Origin of the sequence: Novosphingobium sp. PhB55, assembly GCF_004368805.1 — a bacterium.
GTDB lineage: Bacteria > Pseudomonadota > Alphaproteobacteria > Sphingomonadales > Sphingomonadaceae > Novosphingobium.
Genome location: NZ_SODQ01000006.1, coordinates 30,770 through 48,530 on the forward strand (window position 1 = coordinate 30,770; position 17,761 = coordinate 48,530).

14 protein-coding genes and 1 tRNA gene are annotated in these 17,761 nt (G+C 62.8%); 7 read left to right on the plus strand and 8 right to left on the minus strand.

Features of this window, described 5'->3' with window-relative positions; translation table 11 throughout:
• Nucleotides 1-265: 265 nt before the first annotated feature.
• Nucleotides 266-342: transfer RNA gene (locus EDF57_RS15570), tRNA-Pro, on the minus strand.
• Nucleotides 343-696: 354 nt separating this feature from the next.
• Between EDF57_RS15570 and EDF57_RS15575 the strand changes: the two genes are divergently transcribed.
• The gene (locus EDF57_RS15575; protein ID WP_134094938.1) at nt 697-1,275 is read left to right on the plus strand and encodes a hypothetical protein; all 579 of its coding nucleotides are present in this window, start codon (nt 697-699) and stop codon (nt 1,273-1,275) included.
• 66 nt (nt 1,276-1,341) lie between these two features.
• Here the strand turns inward: EDF57_RS15575 and recG are convergent, their stop codons facing one another.
• Nucleotides 1,342-3,399: an ATP-dependent DNA helicase RecG gene (gene recG, locus EDF57_RS15580; protein ID WP_134094939.1), complete on the minus strand. Its 2,058-nt coding sequence runs from the start codon at nt 3,397-3,399 to the stop codon at nt 1,342-1,344.
• A gap of 110 nt (nt 3,400-3,509) precedes the next feature.
• Between recG and EDF57_RS15585 the strand changes: the two genes are divergently transcribed.
• From EDF57_RS15585 to mfd, 3 genes are all read left to right on the plus strand, one after another.
• Complete coding sequence (locus tag EDF57_RS15585; RefSeq protein ID WP_132262118.1) at nt 3,510-3,932, plus strand: host attachment protein; 423 nt, start codon at nt 3,510-3,512, stop codon at nt 3,930-3,932.
• A 135-nt stretch (nt 3,933-4,067) separates the two neighbouring features.
• Nucleotides 4,068-4,349, plus strand: a complete 282-nt coding sequence (locus EDF57_RS15590) for a succinate dehydrogenase assembly factor 2 (RefSeq protein ID WP_132262116.1) — start codon at nt 4,068-4,070, stop codon at nt 4,347-4,349.
• A gap of 103 nt (nt 4,350-4,452) precedes the next feature.
• Complete coding sequence (mfd, locus tag EDF57_RS15595) at nt 4,453-7,938, plus strand: transcription-repair coupling factor (RefSeq protein ID WP_134094940.1); 3,486 nt, start codon at nt 4,453-4,455, stop codon at nt 7,936-7,938.
• A 106-nt stretch (nt 7,939-8,044) separates the two neighbouring features.
• On the opposite strand, the gene EDF57_RS15600 is transcribed toward mfd, so the two are convergent.
• Nucleotides 8,045-9,337, minus strand: a complete 1,293-nt coding sequence (locus tag EDF57_RS15600; RefSeq protein WP_243841089.1) for a HAMP domain-containing sensor histidine kinase — start codon at nt 9,335-9,337, stop codon at nt 8,045-8,047.
• Between the two features lie 845 nt (nt 9,338-10,182).
• Between EDF57_RS15600 and EDF57_RS15605 the strand changes: the two genes are divergently transcribed.
• The gene (locus tag EDF57_RS15605) at nt 10,183-11,751 is read left to right on the plus strand and encodes an arylsulfatase (protein ID WP_134094942.1); all 1,569 of its coding nucleotides are present in this window, start codon (nt 10,183-10,185) and stop codon (nt 11,749-11,751) included.
• A gap of 68 nt (nt 11,752-11,819) precedes the next feature.
• The gene (locus EDF57_RS15610; RefSeq protein ID WP_243841090.1) at nt 11,820-12,683 is read left to right on the plus strand and encodes a phosphatase PAP2 family protein; all 864 of its coding nucleotides are present in this window, start codon (nt 11,820-11,822) and stop codon (nt 12,681-12,683) included.
• 1,363 nt (nt 12,684-14,046) lie between these two features.
• Here the strand turns inward: EDF57_RS15610 and EDF57_RS15615 are convergent.
• The 5 genes from EDF57_RS15615 to EDF57_RS15630 all read right to left on the minus strand — a co-directional run bounded on the left by EDF57_RS15615 (nt 14,047) and on the right by EDF57_RS15630 (nt 17,217).
• Nucleotides 14,047-15,180, minus strand: a complete 1,134-nt coding sequence (locus EDF57_RS15615; RefSeq protein WP_134094943.1) for a GIY-YIG nuclease family protein — start codon at nt 15,178-15,180, stop codon at nt 14,047-14,049.
• Between the two features lie 607 nt (nt 15,181-15,787).
• The gene (locus EDF57_RS15620) at nt 15,788-16,156 is read right to left on the minus strand and encodes a hypothetical protein (protein ID WP_134094944.1); all 369 of its coding nucleotides are present in this window, start codon (nt 16,154-16,156) and stop codon (nt 15,788-15,790) included.
• Nucleotides 16,153-16,713, minus strand: coding sequence for a glycosyl hydrolase 108 family protein (locus EDF57_RS15625; RefSeq protein WP_243841091.1), 561 nt, complete (start codon nt 16,711-16,713; stop codon nt 16,153-16,155). The genes EDF57_RS15620 and EDF57_RS15625 overlap by 4 nt, the downstream gene beginning before the upstream one ends.
• Nucleotides 16,710-16,859, minus strand: coding sequence for a hypothetical protein (locus EDF57_RS25525; RefSeq protein ID WP_166675289.1), 150 nt, complete (start codon nt 16,857-16,859; stop codon nt 16,710-16,712). The genes EDF57_RS15625 and EDF57_RS25525 overlap by 4 nt, the downstream gene beginning before the upstream one ends.
• On the minus strand, nt 16,852-17,217 hold the full coding sequence (locus EDF57_RS15630) for a hypothetical protein (protein ID WP_134094945.1): 366 nt from the start codon (nt 17,215-17,217) through the stop codon (nt 16,852-16,854). Before EDF57_RS15630 ends, EDF57_RS25525 begins: the two co-directional genes overlap by 8 nt.
• 259 nt (nt 17,218-17,476) lie before the next feature.
• Here EDF57_RS15630 and EDF57_RS15635 point away from each other — a divergent pair, with 259 nt between their 5' ends.
• Nucleotides 17,477-17,689: a DUF4287 domain-containing protein gene (locus EDF57_RS15635; RefSeq protein ID WP_134094946.1), complete on the plus strand. Its 213-nt coding sequence runs from the start codon at nt 17,477-17,479 to the stop codon at nt 17,687-17,689.
• Nucleotides 17,690-17,761: the final 72 nt, after the last annotated feature.

Below are 17,761 nucleotides of genomic sequence, written 5' to 3' on the forward strand. Positions count from 1 at the left end.
CCCTGAATCTTGTTCCGGGGTGCATGACGCATGTGCGAATGAGTTGCAATAACTGAAATATGGCGGTCACACGAAGCGCGCCCGGATGCCTGCCCCGCAGTGCAGCATTGACCGGCAATCTCGATAATGAGGACAGGCTCCTGCGGGTTTTCCTTTCGAGGAACCCGGCTTCCGCCGCTGCCGGACACCTGGGTCCGACGCGAACCCCAGACAGCAAAAAACCCAGCGTTTCCGCTGGGTTTCTAAGCCTCACCCGAAGGTGAAATGGTCGGGGAAAGAGGATTCGAACCTCCGGCCCCTGCCTCCCGAAGACAGTGCTCTACCAGGCTGAGCTATTCCCCGACCGGGTGGGCGTTCCGAAGAGCGCCCGGGGCAGGAGCGCGCCTATATAGGGCGACTCCGGGGGTGGCAAGGGCCCAATCCGATTTTTGTGCGCCATGACCCCGAAAGAGCCCGCAAACACCCCTGCCCGCCACCCGAAAACCAAGGAAATTCCAACAAAAACAGAAATTTCCACAGGCTCGTTTTTCTTGATCCTACCCTGCCGAAGCCATGTGCTTGCGGGCCCTGCTCTCGGTGAAAGGGCACGAATCGCGTGGTTCGCACGGGCGGATACCTCTTTCGGCCAGCCCTCTTGTCGCACCTCCGGCGCTCGGGCAGAACGGCGATGAGGATGCGTGGTCGCCAGGAGTGACGATGCGAAACCTGCCTTTCCGCCTTATCCCGCTAGTTTGCGTCTCCGTCTGCTCGGCGCTGCCTGGCCCTGCCTTCGCATCCGGGCAGGAAGCCGTGCTGACGCCCCTAGCGCTCTCCCCCGGCCTCAACGCCGTGCCTGACATTGCCGGCACCGGACAGGAAGGCTCGATCGCGCAGCTCTGGCGGCAGAACAACAAAGTGCGCGGCCAGCACATCTTCCTGGTAAAGGTCGGCGAGATCGCCGCCACGCTGGAAGGCCGCGAGCAGATCATCGACATGCCCCATGTGGGTGACGACGTGATCCGGTCCGTCCGTTTCGCGCGCGGGAATTTTCGCGGGAAGTCCACACTCTATATGCTGATCGCCAGCCGCGATGTCGGCACTTCGCCCTATGAGGCGGCGACCACGCACATACAGTCCTTCGCTCTGGTGCAGGATCATGCGGCTTTCGACTTCGCGCCGGTGCGCAGTTTCGTGGCCGCGCAGAAGTATTGCCATGCCGACGCGGCGCTCCTGGCGGAGCTGAACTTCCCGCTCTCGCCCATTTACGCCGGGCGCGTCACGCCGACGGGATGCTGATGTCAGGCGCCGAGCGGTAGCCGATCCCCGTCAGCGGCCTTGCACGAGGCCCGCGGCGACGGGCATTCAGCCGCCGCGAAGCAGTTGCACGCCCCAGTCGCGTTCGAACAGGTAGAGCAACAGGCGCGCCGCCTCCCCGCGCGGCCCGGCCAGCCCGCCATCCCGCTCGATCAGCAGGCGCGCGTCGTCATGCGCCAGCGGCAACAGCTTGGTGATCTGCTCCAGACTGGCGATGCGGAACGGAGTGTCGCCCGACTGCCGCGTGCCGAGCAGTTCGCCGCCGCCGCGCAGCTCGAGGTCTTCCTCCGCCAGCCGGAAGCCGTCCTGAGTCTCGCGCATCAGCGCCAGGCGCTGGCGCGCGGTTTCGCTGAGTTGCTGCCCGCGCAGCAGCAGGCAGGTCGATTTCTCGCTGCCGCGCCCTACCCGTCCGCGCAGCTGGTGCAGCTGGGCAAGACCGAAGCGCTCGGCCTGCTCGATGACCATGAGCGTCGCATTCGGCACGTCGACGCCCACCTCGATCACGGTCGTCGCCACCAGCACCGATGCCGCGCCGCTGGCGAAGCGTTCCATGCCCGCGTCCTTCACATCGGGCCTGAGCTGGCCGTGAACCAGCACCACCTGTTCGCCGAAGCGCTCCTTGAGCACGGCGTAGCGGGCCTCGGCCGCGGCCAGGTCGTCGTTCTCGCTCTCGCTGACCATGGGGCAGACCCAGTAGGCCTGCTGCCCGGTTTCGATATGACGGGCGATGGCCCCGGCCACGTCATCCATCCGTTCTACGGAGACGACCCGGGTATCGATGGCCTGGCGCCCGGGCGGCAGTTCGTCGAGCTTGGAGACTTCCATCTCGCCATATTGCGCCAGGGTCAGCGTGCGGGGGATCGGCGTGGCCGTCATCGCCAGGGTATGCGGCGTGCGGCGGCCCTTGCGCGCGAGCATGAGCCGCTGGCCGACCCCGAAGCGGTGCTGCTCGTCGATCACCACCAGGGCGAGATTGCGGTAGGACACCGTGTCCTGGAAGATCGCATGAGTGCCGACGATGATGTCGATGGAGCCGCCGACCAGGCCCATGAGGATCGCCTCGCGCGCCTTGCCCTTGTCGCGCCCGGTGAGCAGCGCGATCTCGACGCCGGTGCCCTGGAGCATCCGCGCAAGAGTCTCGTAATGTTGCCGCGCCAGAATCTCGGTCGGCGCCAGCAGGGCCGCCTGCGCGCCCGCTTCCACCGCGATCAGCATGGCGTTGAGCGCCACCACCGTCTTGCCCGCGCCAACGTCCCCCTGAAGCAGGCGCAGCATCGGCGCGTTCTGGGCGATATCGCCCTCGATCTCGTCGATCGAGCGCTTCTGCGCGCCGGTCAGCGCAAAGGGCAGCTTCAGCCTGGCGCGCAGCGAGCCGTCGCCCTTCAGCGGCGTGCCGGATTGCTTCCGATTGCTCTCCCGCACCAGCATCAGCGCCAGCGCATTGGCCAGCAGTTCGTCATAAGCCAGGCGATCGCGGGCCGAGGCATGGACCCCGCGGTGCACTTCGCGCGCAGCGTCGTGCCAGGCCGGCCACTTCATCTTGTCGTAGAGGCTGGTCTCGATCCACTCGGGCAGTTCGGGCAAGACCTTGAGCGCCTGCTGGACAAGACCGGCGACGCGCCCCTGGGTCAGCCCTTCCGACAGCGGATAGACAGCCTCGCAAAGCTGGCCCACCGGCGCGGCACTGTCTTCCGAGACATGTTCGGGATGCACCATCTGGAGCATCTGGCCATACTGGTCGAGCCGGCCGGCCACCCAGCGCGTCTCGCCCACCGGCAACTGCTTGCGGGCGGTGAAGGACGCGCGGCCGAAATAAGTGATGGTGCAGACATTTCCCGCGGCATCCTCGGCCAGGACCCGGAACGGCCCGCGTCCGGCGGGGGAGCGATGCTCGCGCACCGTCAGCTGGACGATCACGTTCTCGCCCACGCTCGCGTCGTCGAGATTGGTGACCGCGCGCCGCTCCACGAAACGGTCGGGCAGATGGTAGATCAGGTCGCGAATACGCGTGAGCCCGAGCTTTTCGAGCGGACGCTTGAGCTTGGGTCCCACGCCGTCGAGGGCATCGGTCTCGGTGAACAGGCAATTCAGTGCTTCGGGCCGCATGGTCAGCCTCTTAGCGCGAGAACGGCTCCGTTCGCCAGACCGATGGGGAACGGATTTGCGGACAGCCACGTTGCTTTCGATGTCCCCCCCCACCAGCATAGGAGAAATGCATGCTTCTTCCGCACGGAACCGTGTTCGCGATCGTCGACGGTGAAAACTTCGAACTTTATCGCAACTCGGGGCGCGAAGCCGCACCCAGGCTCACCTCGCTGGAGACCCCGGACCTCGAACCGACCAACTTCAGCGCGGGGTTTCGCCGCCATGATGCCCAGAAGCGCCATCAGGCGCGTACCGGCGACGGCAGCAACGACGCCCTGGACGAAAGCGCCCACGCCGCCGCCGTGGCCGGCTGGCTCAACCAGCAGGTGCTGGACCGGGAGATCGATCAACTGGTGATCGTCGCCGATCCCCGCTCGCTGGGCGAGATGCGGCGCCATTATCACAAGGAACTGAAGGGCGCCCTGCTGACCGAAGTGCCCAAGACGATGACCGGCCGCCCGAGCGAAGAGATCATCAAGGTGTTCCAGCGCTAAACGCGCCGTCATACCCGACGGCGCCTGCCGGGAGGATCGCGAGAGATCCCGGCGGGCGCCGCTCGTTCGTCCTCAAGGCCAGGGTTGCCCCGCCGAACCTTGCCCCAACCGGCGCGGCGCGGTAACGGCGCGGATATGACCGAACTTTCGCCTCAAGCCGCAGCGCGTCTCGCCAAACTGAAGTTTCGCGCCTGGCATCGCGGCACGCGCGAGGCCGACTACATGATCGGCTGCTACTTCGACCGGTTTCACGCCGAATGGTCCGGAAGCGATCTCGACCTTTTCGAGAAGATGATCGAGGAAGAGGACGTGGACATCATGGCCTGGGCGCTCGGCACCCTGTCGATCCCCGAAGAATATCGCGGCCCGCTCATGGACCGCATGATGAAGCTCGATTACGTCGACATTCCGCGTTGATGCCGTGCCCCCTCGGCACGCTCGGAACGCGGCATGAGCAGAGAATGACGCAAACTCTCGGACCCGCTCAGCCTGAGCTTGTCGAAGGCCCAACAACGACCAGATGACCGACTTCCAACGTATTCTCGCGGCGACTTCGCCCCTGACCCTCGCCTCGGTGACGCGGGGGGCACAGCCGCTGGTCATGGCGGATCTTGCCCGCGCCGCGGCAAGCAAGGCCGGAAACGGCCGCGCGGTCTTCATCGCCGACAACGAAAGCGCCATGCGCGCCGTGGCCGATGCCGCGCAGTTCTTCGCGCCGGAACTGGACGTCGTCGAATTCCCGGCCTGGGACTGCCTGCCCTACGACCGCGCCAGCCCCGCGCTCTCGGTCAGCGCGCGCCGCCTGGCCGCGTTGCACCGGCTTCAGCAGAAGCGCTCCGGCCCGCAGCTGCTGGTCACGACCGCCAATGCCGTGCTGCAGCGGGTGCTCACGCCGTTCCGCATCCGCGAATCGGTGCGCCTGCTCAAGCCCAATCTCGACATCGGCCATGAGAGCCTGATCGCGTTGCTGCGCCGCCAGGGCTACCAGCGCAGCGATACCGCCATCGACGCCGGCGAATTCGCCGTGCGTGGCTCGATCTTCGACATCGTCCCTTCGGGTCTGGATGGCGGCCTGCGCCTCGACTTCTTCGGTGACGAGCTGGAAACGCTGCGCCTGTTCGACACCGGCACCCAGCGCACGACCGGATCGGTGCAGGAACATCTCCTGCTGCCCGCGAGCGAGGCGCTGATCGACGACGACAGCGTCAAGCGCTTCCGCGCCCGCTACCGCGAGATGTTCGGCGCCAATGCCACGGCCGACCCGCTCTACCAGGCCGTCAGCGACGGCCGCCGCCTTGCCGGCATGGAGCACTGGCTGCCGCTGTTCGAGGATCGCCTGGTCACGGTGTTCGATCACCTTGCGGACGATGACCTGCTGGTGATCGACAGCTCCGCCCTGGGCGCCACGGACGAGCGCTTCAACGACATCGCGGACTATCACAAGGCGCGCCTCGAAACCTCGGGGCAGAAGGCGGGATCCTACCGCCCGCTGGCGACCGACGCGCTCTATCTCGCGCGCGAGGAATTCGAGCAGGCCGTCGCTGCCTTCCCGGTCCACCGCGCCGATCCTTTCGCGCAGCCCGAATCGAAGACGGTCATCGACTTCGGCTTCGGCAATGCCCGCGACTTCACGCCCGAACGGGCGCGCGGCGACAATGCCTACGAAGCCGCCGCCAAGCACTTGCACGCCGTCGCCAAGACCGGCCGCAAGGCGATCCTGGCCGCCTATTCCACCGGCAGCCGCGCCCGCCTCGTCTCGATCCTGGGCGAAGCGCAGGGCCCGGAACCGCGGCTTGCCGACACCTGGCAGGAAGCGCTCGGCCTGGCGGTTCAGGGGCGCAGCGCCGCGCTGGTGCTGCCGCTGGAAACCGGCTTTTCCAACGATACCGTCGAAGTCGTCACCGAACAGGACATTCTCGGCGACCGCCTGGTCCGCCGGAAGAAAAAGAAGAAGGATTCGGACGCCTTCCTCGCCGAACTGGCGGCACTGACGCCGGGCGACCTGATCGTCCACATGGACCACGGCATCGGCCGCTACGAAGGGCTCCAGTCGATCCCGGTCGGCCAGTCGCCCCACGACTGCGTGATGCTGACTTACGCAGGCGGCGACAAGCTCTACATCCCGGTAGAGAACCTCGACGTTCTCTCGCGCTATGGCAGCGAGGCGGAAGGCGTCGCGCTGGACAAGCTGGGCGGCGAGGCATGGCAGAAGCGCCGCGCCAAGCTGAAGGAGCGCATCCGCGAGATCGCGGGCGAACTGATGAAGACCGCCGCCGAGCGCGCCCTTCGCGTCGCGCCCGCGCTGTTGCCCGAAAAGTCCTCCTACGACCAGTTCGTGGACCGGTTCCCCTGGCAGGAAACCGAGGACCAGGAACACGCCATCGACGACGTGCTGGGCGACCTTGCCGAAGGCAAGCCGATGGACCGCCTGGTCTGCGGCGATGTCGGCTTCGGCAAGACCGAAGTGGCCCTGCGCGCCGCTTTCGTCGCCGCCATGGCCGGCCAGCAGGTCGCGGTGGTCGCGCCGACCACCCTGCTCGCGCGCCAGCACTATTCGAGCTTTGCCGAGCGCTTCAACGGCTTCCCGCTGGAAGTGGGCCGTCTCTCGCGCCTCGTTCCCGAAAAGGAAGCCAAGGCCACGCGCGACGGGCTCTCCGCCGGCACCATGGATGTCGTCTGCGGCACGCATGCGATCCTGTCGAAAACGGTCAATTTCAAGCGCCTCGGCCTCGTCATCGTCGACGAGGAACAGCGCTTCGGCGTGAACCACAAGGAGCGGCTGAAGCAGCTTCGCACCGACGTTCACGTCCTGACGCTCACCGCCACGCCGATCCCGCGCACCTTGCAGATGGCGATGAGCGGCCTGCGCGAACTCTCGACCATCCAGACCCCGCCGGTCGACCGCCTGGCGGTGCGCACTTACGTGATGGAATGGGACGAGATGGTGATGCGCGAGGCCCTGCTGCGCGAACACCATCGCGGCGGCCAGAGCTTCATCGTCGTGCCCCGCATCACCGACATGGCCGAAGTCGAGGAATGGCTGGCCAAAAACGTGCCCGAGGTAAAGGTCATCTCCGCCCACGGCCAGATGAGCGCGGGTGAAGTGGAAGAGCGCATGAGCGCCTTCTACGAAGGCAAGTACGAGGTCCTGCTCTCGACCACCATCGTCGAGAGCGGCATCGACATTCCGCGCGCCAACACCATCATCATCCACCGCGCCGACCGCTTCGGCCTCGCCCAGCTCTACCAGCTGCGCGGCCGCGTCGGACGCTCCAAGCTCCGCGCTTATGCCTACCTGACGACCCCTGCCGGCAATGCCCTTTCCGAAGTGGCCGAAAAGCGGCTCAAGGTCCTGAGCGACCTCGATTCCCTGGGCGCCGGCTTCCAGCTGGCCAGCCACGACCTGGACATTCGCGGCGCCGGCAACCTCCTGGGCGACGAGCAGTCGGGCCATATCCGAGAGGTGGGCTTCGAACTCTACCAGTCGATGCTGGAAGACGCGATCCTGGCCGCCCGCGCAGGCGGGGTGGGCCTGGAGAAGGATACCTCCGGCCTGTCCCCGCAGATCACGGTGGAAGCGCCGATCATGATCCCCGAGGAATACGTGCCCGATCTGGCCGTCCGCATGGCGCTCTATCGCCGCCTCAACGATGCCGACAGCAAGGACGAGATCGAATCGCTCTCGGCCGAGATGATCGACCGCTTCGGCCCCCTGCCCTCGGCGACCTCGAACCTCATCAAGCTCATTCAGATCAAGCGTCAGGCGATCGAGGCGCATATCGCCAAGATCGACGTCGGCCCGCGCGGCACTCTCGTCAGCTTCCACAACGACAGCTTCCCGAACCCGGCTGGCCTCATCGCCTATGCCGAGCGCCTCCAGGGCACCGTCAAGCTCCGTCCGGACAACAAGCTGGTCCTGCAACGCGCCTGGGGCGATCCGAAAAGCCGCCTCAACGGCCTGCTGCAACTGACCAAGGGCCTGACCTCGGTCGCCCGCAAGGGCTGAACCGACGACGACGCCGCGCCTCCACGCCCGTCATCCTGAAACCAGTTCAGGATGACGGATGCGCGCGGATCCACCCCGGACAAGCCGAGGCCGCTGACGCGCCGAACTACATCAACGGCACCCTGATCCGCGCGATCAGCCCGCCGCAGGGCGACGTAGCGAAGGACAGGTCTCCCCCGAAACGCATCATCAGCCGGTGCGCGGTGGGGATGCCCAGGCCGAAGCCCGGCGTATCGCGGGTACGCGCCTCGTCGAGCCGGAAGAACGGCGTCAGCACGTCTTGGAAATGACCGGGCGGAATGCCGGGGCCGGTGTCCTCCACTTCGATGAGCCAGTCCGCGCCTTCGCGGCGGATCGCGACCTCGGCCCGGCCCCCGAAGTGGATCGCGTTCTCGACCAGCGCGCCTGTCGCCAGGGCCAGCGGCTGGGGGAAGCTCTCGACCACGACTTTGTCCGCGCCGGACAGTCGCGCACGATCTTCATAAGGCGCGATCACCGCCCGCACCAGTTCGCCCAGATCGAGCGGTTCGGCCTCGGCAGACATGTGCTGCGCCCTCAGGTATCCCTGGAGCGAGGCCAGAAGGCCTTCCATCTCATCAATGCTGGCCTGCATGATCTCGGAGATCTCGGGATCGTCGATGAGATCGGTGGCGATCTGCTGGCGTGAGAGCGGTGTGCGCAAGTCGTGGCTGATCGCTTCGAACGACCGCGCCTGGTCTTCGAGCAGGCGGGCGATCCGCTCCTGCATGACATTCATCGAATGGGCGAGATTGCGAAGGTCCTCCGGCCCGCTCTCGCGGATCTCCACCCGCTGGCCGTGGCCGATGGCGTCGGCGGCCTGCGTCAGGCGGCGCAGCGGATTGGTCAGGAGCCTGAGTGCGATCAGGCCGATGGCGATGCAGGCCAGCGCCGTGCAGAACATCAGCGCGCTGGCCCGCAGCGCTATGGGCCACATCGAAGTGATGTCGCGCGAGCGGAAATTCAGCCACTTGCCATCGTCGAGGCGGATCGACCCGATCAGATCGCTCTTGCCGCCGCTGGCATCGGCCGTGGCGAGATTGAGCGGACGCGAGGCGAGCGAGGGTTCCCATTCGATCACCTGCCCGGCGATCTTGTGCAGCGTATCCGAATCCATCATCGCGCGAACCGCCGGTTCGGGCGAGAACTCCGCCTTGAGATGTCCGGTCGTCATGATCGGCGCCGCCAGATTCGGTTCGAGCGAATGAATGCGGTCGCTGACGACGATGAGTTCCGCAATTCGCCGCGCATGGTCGGCGCGCAAGGTCTGCCGGTCGATCGCCTGGTAGAACAGCAGGCTGCCGATCAACTGGACGATGCCAAGCCCCAGAAAGACGACGGCAGCTAGGACCGCCAGGCGCGGGATGCTGATTCGGACCACGTTTCCTCTCGCAGGATGCCCGATTGTCATTCGCGATCTAGCGGGGGCGCCCATAACCAGCGCTCTCACCGGATGCGCCGTTCGTCAATGCGAAGTGGAGTTGGGAAACGTTTTGACACTTGCGGCCTTGCCGCAAACGCTTGCTCAAATGCATGTAAGGTGCAGAGCGACTTGCTTTCTTCCTCCGGTCCGGAGGGAAGAAAGAAGTGGCTCCCCGAGTAGGACCGCAACAAGCACGGTTTTCTGCGGAATTTCAATGTATCACCGCAAAAATCGCCCCCATGGATACCTGCCGCCTCCGAAGCCTGTTGTATCACTATTTCAAGTGCGTTTTCGGCATCCGTCCAACCCGAAATTAACGTTAATTCGCTTGCCTTCGGGTCGTGCCGGTGCGTGGCCGACGACGTGCCGAACGTCCGCGTCGGCCCCCTACCCTACTGCACGGATGAACCACGAAGCACCTTCACAATTGCTGCCCTACCTCGGAAACGGTTAATTGCAGGGCGTCGAAGATCGGTCGGCGAACTCCGATCGCGACAGGCCAATTTCGGCCGAAGCCTTATTTAGTTGCCCTTTTCTGCTTTCGCTTTCGAAACGGTTTCCAGTCGCCGCATGCAGCCCGCGAGCCTGACTGGGATTTTGATATTCTCCGAAAGTGATCTGGGCGCCAACGAACCCATAACATAGGGTAAACCCCGATTGGCGCGCCACAGCGACTAGCGAATAACTCATGGACGTCTGCTGCCGTGGTGCCTCCCGAGCGCCTGCAGGAGGCGCAATGGCCGTGCGAAAGCACTCGCGGTGCGGACGAGATATCTCGTCCAGGCTATCAGCAGGAGATCCTAATGGCAGACAAGCGCAAGCCCAACATCGTTCTGATCCTTTCCGACGATTTCGGATATGGTGATGCGGGTTGCTACGGGGGCGGCGAAAATCGCGGCATGCCTACTCCCAACCTTGATCGCATCGCGGCTGAGGGTATGCAGTTCCTTTCCTTCTACGCGCAGCCCAGTTGCACTCCGGGCCGCGCTGCTGTCATCACCGGGCGCATTCCCAATCGCAGCGGCATGACGACGGTCGCCTTCCAGGGCGACGGCGGAGGTCTGCCCGCAGCCGAATGGACGCTGGCTTCAGTCCTTAAGCAGGCGAACTACAAGACGTTCTTTGCTGGGAAGTGGCACCTGGGCGAGTCCGACTATGCAATGCCTACCGCCCACGGCTACGACCGCATGGAATATGTCGGCCTCTATCACCTGAACGCCTACACCTATGCAGACCCGGAGTGGTTCCCCGACATGGACGAGGAACTGCGCACGATGTTCGAAAAGGTGACAAAAGGTGCCTTGTCTGGAAACGCTGGCGAGGAACCGAAGGAAGTCTTCAAGGTCAACGGACAGTACGTTGACGACCCGGACAATGGTATCGTCGGCATTCCCTACTACGATTCGTATGTTGAAAAGGCTTCGCTTGACTATCTTGACAGCGTCAAGGATTCCGATGAACCCTTCTTCATGCATATCAACTTCATGAAGATGCATCAGCCCAGCATGCCGCACCCTGATTTCAAGGGAAAGTCGCTGTCCAAGTCTAAGTATTCGGATTCTCTCGTCGAGAATGATGCGCGAATAGGCGCGATCATGGACAAGATCCGCGAGCTGGGCCTTGACGACAACACTTACGTCTTCTGGACCACCGACAACGGCGCATGGCAAGATGTCTATCCTGATGCTGGCTATACGCCCTATCGCGGAACCAAAGGTACGGTCCGCGAAGGCGGCAACCGCGTACCTTCGCTGGCATGGGGCCCCGGCATTGAGGGGGGCACGAGGAACGCCGACATCGTGGGCGGCCTCGACTACATGGCAACGTTCGCATCCTTGGCCGGCATCAAGCTACCGGAGAAGGATCGTGAAGGCGAACCAATCATCTTCGACAGTTACGACATGTCTCCCGTCCTCCTCGGCAAAGGCAAGTCGGAACGCAGCAGTTGGTTCTATTTTACCGAAGACGAACTTACGCCCGGCGCCGCACGGGTGGGCAACTACAAAGCATGCTTTAACGTGCGCGGCGACAACGGTGCCTCAACGGGCGGCCTTGCCGTCGACACCAACTTGGGATGGAAAGGCCCCAACGCCTACGTCGCAACGGTGCCCCAGGTGTTCGATCTCTGGCAGGACCCACAGGAACGCTACGACATCTTCATGAACAACTACACCGAGCATACCTGGACGCTGGTGACGATCAACGCAGCGATCAAGGAACTTATGAAGACCTATCTCGAATACCCGCCCCGCAAGATGCAGGGCGAGGGCTATAGCGGTCCGATAACACTGACGCAGTATGAACGGTTCAAGCACGTCAAGGATCAACTCGCCGCCGAAGGTTTCCGGATCGGAATGCCGACGGGTAACTGACGAGAGATTCAAGAAGGCGCGTCGATCGCTGATCGACGCGCCTTTTCTTTGAGCTTGCGGCTCTTTGAATGAATTTACAGCGCGTCTTGCCAACAACGTTCATTTATACTTCCGCCGCTGAGGGAAACGGGTTTATGCTGGCCATGAAGCGAAGCGCAACGCTGCTATCCATTGCTTTACTGGCAGGGTGCGCGTCCACAACGCATACGACTTCCACTGCCGCCATTCAGCCACCGGTCACGCTGGAGGCAGTGGGCATGCTCAGCCCCACCATTCCCTTCCCGAAAGGCTTTCTCGACCCAAAGGTCTTGCCCGACAGTCTTGCCCTGCTTCCGCCGCCACCGGTTGAGGGATCGGCTGCTAAAGCCGCCGACCAGGAGGCGTTCAACGCGGGAATGGCCGTCAATGATGAACGGAAAGCCCTCGCTGCCTCGGATGCCGATCTTAGCAGTTGGGCGCACATCGTAAGTAGCTTCGAGCATATTGTCGGCACCTCTCTTTCCGACGGTTCGAAGCCTAATACCGAGATGCTGTTGCGCCGTGCGATCGCCGACGGAGCATTATCGACTTACGCAGCGAAAAATCACTATCAGCGCGTTCGTCCCTTCGTGCAGAATAAGACCAGCACGTGCCGTCCCGAGGATGAGTCCGCGCTCCGCAAAGATGGGTCGTATCCATCGGGTCACACGGCGATCGGATGGACTTTGGCGTTGGTGCTTACGGACCTCTTTCCTGACAGGGAGAACGCTATCCTGCAGCGAGGCTATGACTTCGGTCAGAGCCGGGTCGTATGCGGCGCCCATTGGATGAGCGACACGGTCTCAGGCCGAACCGTGGCTTCAGCCACTTACGCCAGGCTACAAGCCGACCCGAACTTTATCGCTCAACGGGACTTGGCAAGAAAGGAACTGGCAACGGCCAAGCCGAATTAACCCGCCAGAGCGGTCATCGAGGCCGACCCAGGCGCTTCGTTCGTGAGATGGCGAGCCAGTCCTTATCGAGCAAGTTTACCGTTGCGTCACCGGCTTGGCCGCTATTCAATGCCGTCGAAATTTCTTGCGATCGGCGGAGATCGAGTAGCCGTTTATTTTGGTCGTATCGAAGGGCCTTTGTTAAAGTACGGCTCGGCTTGTCAGTCCAACACAATTCAGAAATCGCCCTTGGCAGCCACGTGTGAACTGTGAAAATCGAAAAAACCGCGCCGTTCGGCTCACTTATGGATTCGACCGATCCGAGGAATCGCCCGCCCCTAAATGGAATAGCAAATCCGAGACCGGCCGTTTCCTCATCCACGTCCGAGCAATAATTTATAAAATTTTGTGAGAGCAGTTCTGACACGACAGGTTCTAGTGGTTGAATTGCACGCTCGAACAATCTCGCTATAGCATGTTTGTATATTATCATGCCGAGTGGAGTTTTGTGAAATCCCATGCGATCTGCTTGGCAAAATGGTTGAAAACCGGTGAGCGTAAGGCTCGACGTTGCGGAGGTTTCGTCTTTCTCGCCTACCAGCGTCCGTCGCCAGCCGACCAACATGTCAGATCGCCGCTCGATTACCTTCGCGTCCCTCACTGCCAGCGCAGCTCGTCTTAAACTGCGCGACGTGAACGCCCCGCTAAATCCGCTAGCCACGCGCCTTCCCACGCCTTCATGATCGAATGAGACCATGTCGAAGACGCGTGCCGCATTGTGCCGGGCCCAGATAGGAGGCGTTGCCATTCGTGACTGATACCACACACTCGCAAATCTTTACCCCGGGAAAAGCCGTGGTTCTCAACACGCGGGCCCTTGCACGAAGTCACGCTGTTGGCCCGCTGAATCGGGAGATCTCTCGTGCCACTTTACGAATTCATTGCGCGCAGCGCTCAAGCCTATTTGGCAGCGATCCACGATGATCCCGCCCAATTTCGGTGCCGAGAAGCCGGACCGATGACACCGGTTCACTGGCTAAGCGGCCAACAGGAATTTGACGCCACTGGGCAAGGATTCCTCATAGAGCAGCCATTCCCGTAATCGCACCGGAGCGGCGTAAGTTCATCGGAAATGGGCCGTTTCCGGACCGTCTGGTTCCGGCTGACAAGGCGCGGAGAGCAGACATACGGCTGCCGACCCCATTGCGGACAATCAATGAGCGGTGGGTTCGAAGCGGACCGTCACGCCGTCCACGCTTTCTTGGCGAGAAAATACGCGCGCGGTCTCATCGTATCGAACGAGTAGTTGAGTGGGGGTTGTCCAACTACTAACTTCGGCCCACGGACCTCCCCAACGTTTGTCCCTCGATCGACGACTAACACGTTACCTTTTCCCGTGACTCTTTCGCCCTTCGTGGGAGACCCATTCGTAGACCGGCCGCAGACGGGTGATGGCTTGGTCCATCGCGGCGTCCAGCCTATCGTCATTCCAGCCCGGCTCGGCGTCGACAAGCGTGTGGATGGTGAGATGCGGAGACACCCCGCCCATCGGCGGCGCAGCCAGCCGCTTTTCTCCAGTGTCAAGCACAGTAACGGTCCCCTTCGCCCTGGCGCGGAACTGCCGAGTCGGGTCGAGACAGCCTTTCGCCTGAGTTAGGATTTCATCCCAAAGCTGAGCATCGATCGCCGAAAGGAGATGAGGCCGCCCACCAATCAGTTGCTCGACGATGTCGTAACGCGAGGCGCCCTGCCACGCGTCGCACGCGAGCGTTAGCTGAATCCGGCCCGCGTCGACCTTCGCTTTGATCGACTCGATCGTGGGCCGAGCGAGTTCCGAAAAAATAAAATCAGTAATCAGCCAGTTGCCGCCGCCCTTGGCCGAGCCTTCGAGGTTTACGCCAAGTCGAATCTCTCCAGTGTTCCGGTCAACCGCAATGTTCCACTGCACGCCCTCCACGCCGTCGCTGTAGCCGAAGTAAGGATTCTTCCACTGCCCGAAAGGCTTGCCGCCGCCCTTGATCTCCAGCCGCCTTGCCCACGACATGAACAAGGGGAGGTAGGCCTCGTCGCCCTTCTTGACGACGCGCCCCGCGCCCCCGCCGCTCGACTTCGCGCGTCGGGCTTTCACGACCGGCGCGGGGACGGCGATGGGAATTTCATTGATGTCGGTCAGCTGAGACAGCATCTCGCTGGCGCGGGCGAAGGCATCGTCAGCCGGCAGGTGGAAAATCTCCCGCCGCTGCCCCGCTCCTTGGTTGCGGCAGGAAGCCAGCAGTTGGTGCACGAGGCGCTCGAGGCGGATATGGTCGTCGACCGTGATGACATGCCTGACGCCCCACAGGACATCACCGGTCGAGCTCTTGTTAATCTGAGCGCAGCGGGCCTCCGGGTCGTTCTTGGAGCGGCCGATCTTGCAGAACGCTGCGTTCTCGAAGTTCACTGGCGCGAGGAAGTAAACGTTGCCTGCCAAGTCGTGCCGGGCCTCGATGGCGGCATAGTCTAAAGCGTGCGTATTCATAAGTCAGGTTCATATTGCAGCTGAGCATAAACCGATAGACCCATGATTGCGCGAAGGGCGGCACCGCTATTCGGGCGAGGACGCAGGCTAGGCCACTCTGGCCTTGGTTCCCCTTCGGCGGCTGGATTGGGCGGTGGCCGACGGGAAGCTTTTTTCGGGCCTGATCGGCCAGTCCAACCTGAACGAATGACCGCTTTCATCAATGGAACCGAGCCGCTGGACGGCGACCACGGGCGCATTGCCGACCCGCCGTTTGGCGGGGCCCGACCGGCAGCTTCGACCAACTTACGCCAATCCCAATCAGCCTGCGGAGGATAATCGAATGGCCGGTTTCGGATAGCTCGAGAGAGTGCCTGAACGGCGAGAAAGGGGCGGGAGCCGACGCCCCCTCGACGCGGACCAAATGTCGGATTTCGGCCATCAGAAAATCTGGGAAAAATAGTCCTCGAGCCACAGGAGCTTGTCGTTCGCCCGGGTCAGCGCCGCGTCATAGGCGCGCAGGAGATCCGCGTTCTGCGAATCGGACAGGCAGCGTGCCTCCTGAGCCTTCCGGCATGGCGCGGCGCCTTCCGGGATTGTCGGGTAGGCTTCGGTCGCGGTGCGGCTCTTATCTGGCCGGGCGAACCTGTTTCCGGCGCAGCTCGTCAACGACAACGCGAGTAGCAGGGCCGACGCTGCCAGCCGCGCCGTCTGGATCTTCCGCCTCGGCGGTGCTCTGAACATCGGAAAGCTCTTCCTCTCTCTGGTGGGCCAACTCGCTCCTTTCGGCGGCGCGGGCGTTGGCGGTGCGCTCGGCCGTGAGGGCGCGCTTGGCCGTTTCGGCCTCTTGCTTGGCCTCGTGCTGATCGATCACCCGGGCGTCGTGCCATGCGACGAGGAGCTGCCACGAGCCGATCGCCATCATCACGACGATCACCAAGACCGCGAGCCCCTCGAGCTTATGATCGCCCAGCCGATCCCTCGTCGCCCGGATCATGCCGCCACCCGGGTTCGCATCCAGCCGAACGTGAAGTCCTCGATCGATTCCTTGGCGCGGGTGATCTTCTTGTAGTGCGCGGCCTGATCGGCATTGAGTGCGGCGAGCATGACCTTTTCCGCCGCGGCGCCGCGCTTCGCCAGATAGGCCCGGAACGCGGACAGGGTAGCCGGCCCAATCTGGCCGTCTTCCTTGATATCGGGATAGAGCCGGCCTTGCTGGTTGAAGGCGTTGAGCCATTCCTGAAACCAGATGGGCGGGCGGCCGACACCACAATTCACGCCGCTATCGAACAGCTCGGCACCAATCACAGCCGAGATTTCGGCGACAGCGGCAAACCCAGGCTTCACCGCATATTCCGTGTAGTAGATCCTGACGGCGAAATCCTGAGGAAGATCCTTCATCGGGCCGGTCCATCCGTTTGCGACGGCGGTGGTCTTTATGATGCCCCACTTGGTTTCTCCGCCGGGGTCGGATGGGTGGTTCACGTAGGCGCCTTCCTTGCCAACGGTGGTGTCCACCATCCCAAGAATGAGCGGGTTCATAGGTGCGGTCATTGGCGCTTTCCTTTTTCTGAGGAGACGTCGCCGGCGCCCCGGTAGAGGTGCTTTTCCAACCGGGTGCCGTGGTAGAGGGCCATGCCCAGCGCGGGCACAAGAAGGACGACGGAGGCGCCCAGGACGAACTGGATCGTGTCAGGCATCTTCCGCACTCCCATGGGGGGTGGGCATTCCCAGCCGCTTGCGGAACAGCCATTGCGCGCCGTCGAGGAACAGCGGGAAGCCGATCGCGCCCAGCGCCATGGCGATCAGCACGCCAAGGATGGGATTGAGGTCGCCGTAGGCTACGGCCGTCACGCCGATTGTGCCAAAGGCCGGCAGCGCCGACACCTCGGAATACGCCAGCCAGCGACGCCGGCGACGCCAGTGCATCGCGGCCGCTGGGTCGGCGGGCGGGTCGGGGGCGAGGCCCCAGACATACATGCCGATCTTGCCGCCAACGATCGTAGCTGACGCCAGAACTGACAGCACCCAGAGGGTGAAGTAATCGCGCGGCTCCATGGCTCAAGCCAGCCGTTTAGCAATGGGAGGGGGAATAGAGTGCGCCATGGGTAGTCCTATGGGACCGCACTCATGCGCGATATGTTGAGCACCGATTTGTAACGATTTTGTCGTTAGGTGCCAACCAACGAAGCGAATGGCATTGAATCTACGAAGGAAACTTTTGCTGGATACGTGCTTGAGCGCTTATCGCTCCTCCCAGGAGCGCCTTACCTTGGCTGCGTTGACAACGTGAATAGTTTCGTGATCTTTCGTCAGAATGAGCGACGAAAAGATCAAGGGCCCCGCCTCATACTTTCCTTCCATCGAGAAGAAGTATGGTCGCCCGATATCCGAATGGAAGGCACTGATTCGCGCAGCGCTCCCTGCCCAGCACATGGAGCTTGTTGGATTGTTGAAGGATAAGCATGGCTTGGGGCATGGTCATGCCAATGCGATTGTTGCTCATACGCTTGCCGAAGACCGCACCTGAATCCTGCGGCTATCCGGTATTCCCAAACGGCGAGATTTCTGAAAGGAAATTTAGCATCGCGCGAGAAGCGTA

What these genes read in the sequence shown, in the direction of transcription:
- EDF57_RS15575 (WP_134094938.1), top strand. Translation starts at nt 697, where the DNA reads ATGCGAAACCTGCCTTTCCGCCTTATCCCGCTAGTTTGCGTCTCCGTC.
- recG (WP_134094939.1), bottom strand. Translation starts at nt 3,399, where the DNA reads ATGCGGCCCGAAGCACTGAATTGCCTGTTCACCGAGACCGATGCCCTC.
- EDF57_RS15585 (WP_132262118.1), top strand. Translation starts at nt 3,510, where the DNA reads ATGCTTCTTCCGCACGGAACCGTGTTCGCGATCGTCGACGGTGAAAAC.
- EDF57_RS15590 (WP_132262116.1), top strand. Translation starts at nt 4,068, where the DNA reads ATGACCGAACTTTCGCCTCAAGCCGCAGCGCGTCTCGCCAAACTGAAG.
- mfd (WP_134094940.1), top strand. Translation starts at nt 4,453, where the DNA reads ATGACCGACTTCCAACGTATTCTCGCGGCGACTTCGCCCCTGACCCTC.
- EDF57_RS15605 (WP_134094942.1), top strand. Translation starts at nt 10,183, where the DNA reads ATGGCAGACAAGCGCAAGCCCAACATCGTTCTGATCCTTTCCGACGAT.
- EDF57_RS15610 (WP_243841090.1), top strand. Translation starts at nt 11,820, where the DNA reads ATGAATTTACAGCGCGTCTTGCCAACAACGTTCATTTATACTTCCGCC.
- EDF57_RS15615 (WP_134094943.1), bottom strand. Translation starts at nt 15,180, where the DNA reads ATGAATACGCACGCTTTAGACTATGCCGCCATCGAGGCCCGGCACGAC.
- EDF57_RS15620 (WP_134094944.1), bottom strand. Translation starts at nt 16,156, where the DNA reads ATGATCCGGGCGACGAGGGATCGGCTGGGCGATCATAAGCTCGAGGGG.
- EDF57_RS15625 (WP_243841091.1), bottom strand. Translation starts at nt 16,713, where the DNA reads ATGACCGCACCTATGAACCCGCTCATTCTTGGGATGGTGGACACCACC.
- EDF57_RS25525 (WP_166675289.1), bottom strand. Translation starts at nt 16,859, where the DNA reads ATGCCTGACACGATCCAGTTCGTCCTGGGCGCCTCCGTCGTCCTTCTT.
- EDF57_RS15630 (WP_134094945.1), bottom strand. Translation starts at nt 17,217, where the DNA reads ATGGAGCCGCGCGATTACTTCACCCTCTGGGTGCTGTCAGTTCTGGCG.
- EDF57_RS15635 (WP_134094946.1), top strand. Translation starts at nt 17,477, where the DNA reads ATGAGCGACGAAAAGATCAAGGGCCCCGCCTCATACTTTCCTTCCATC.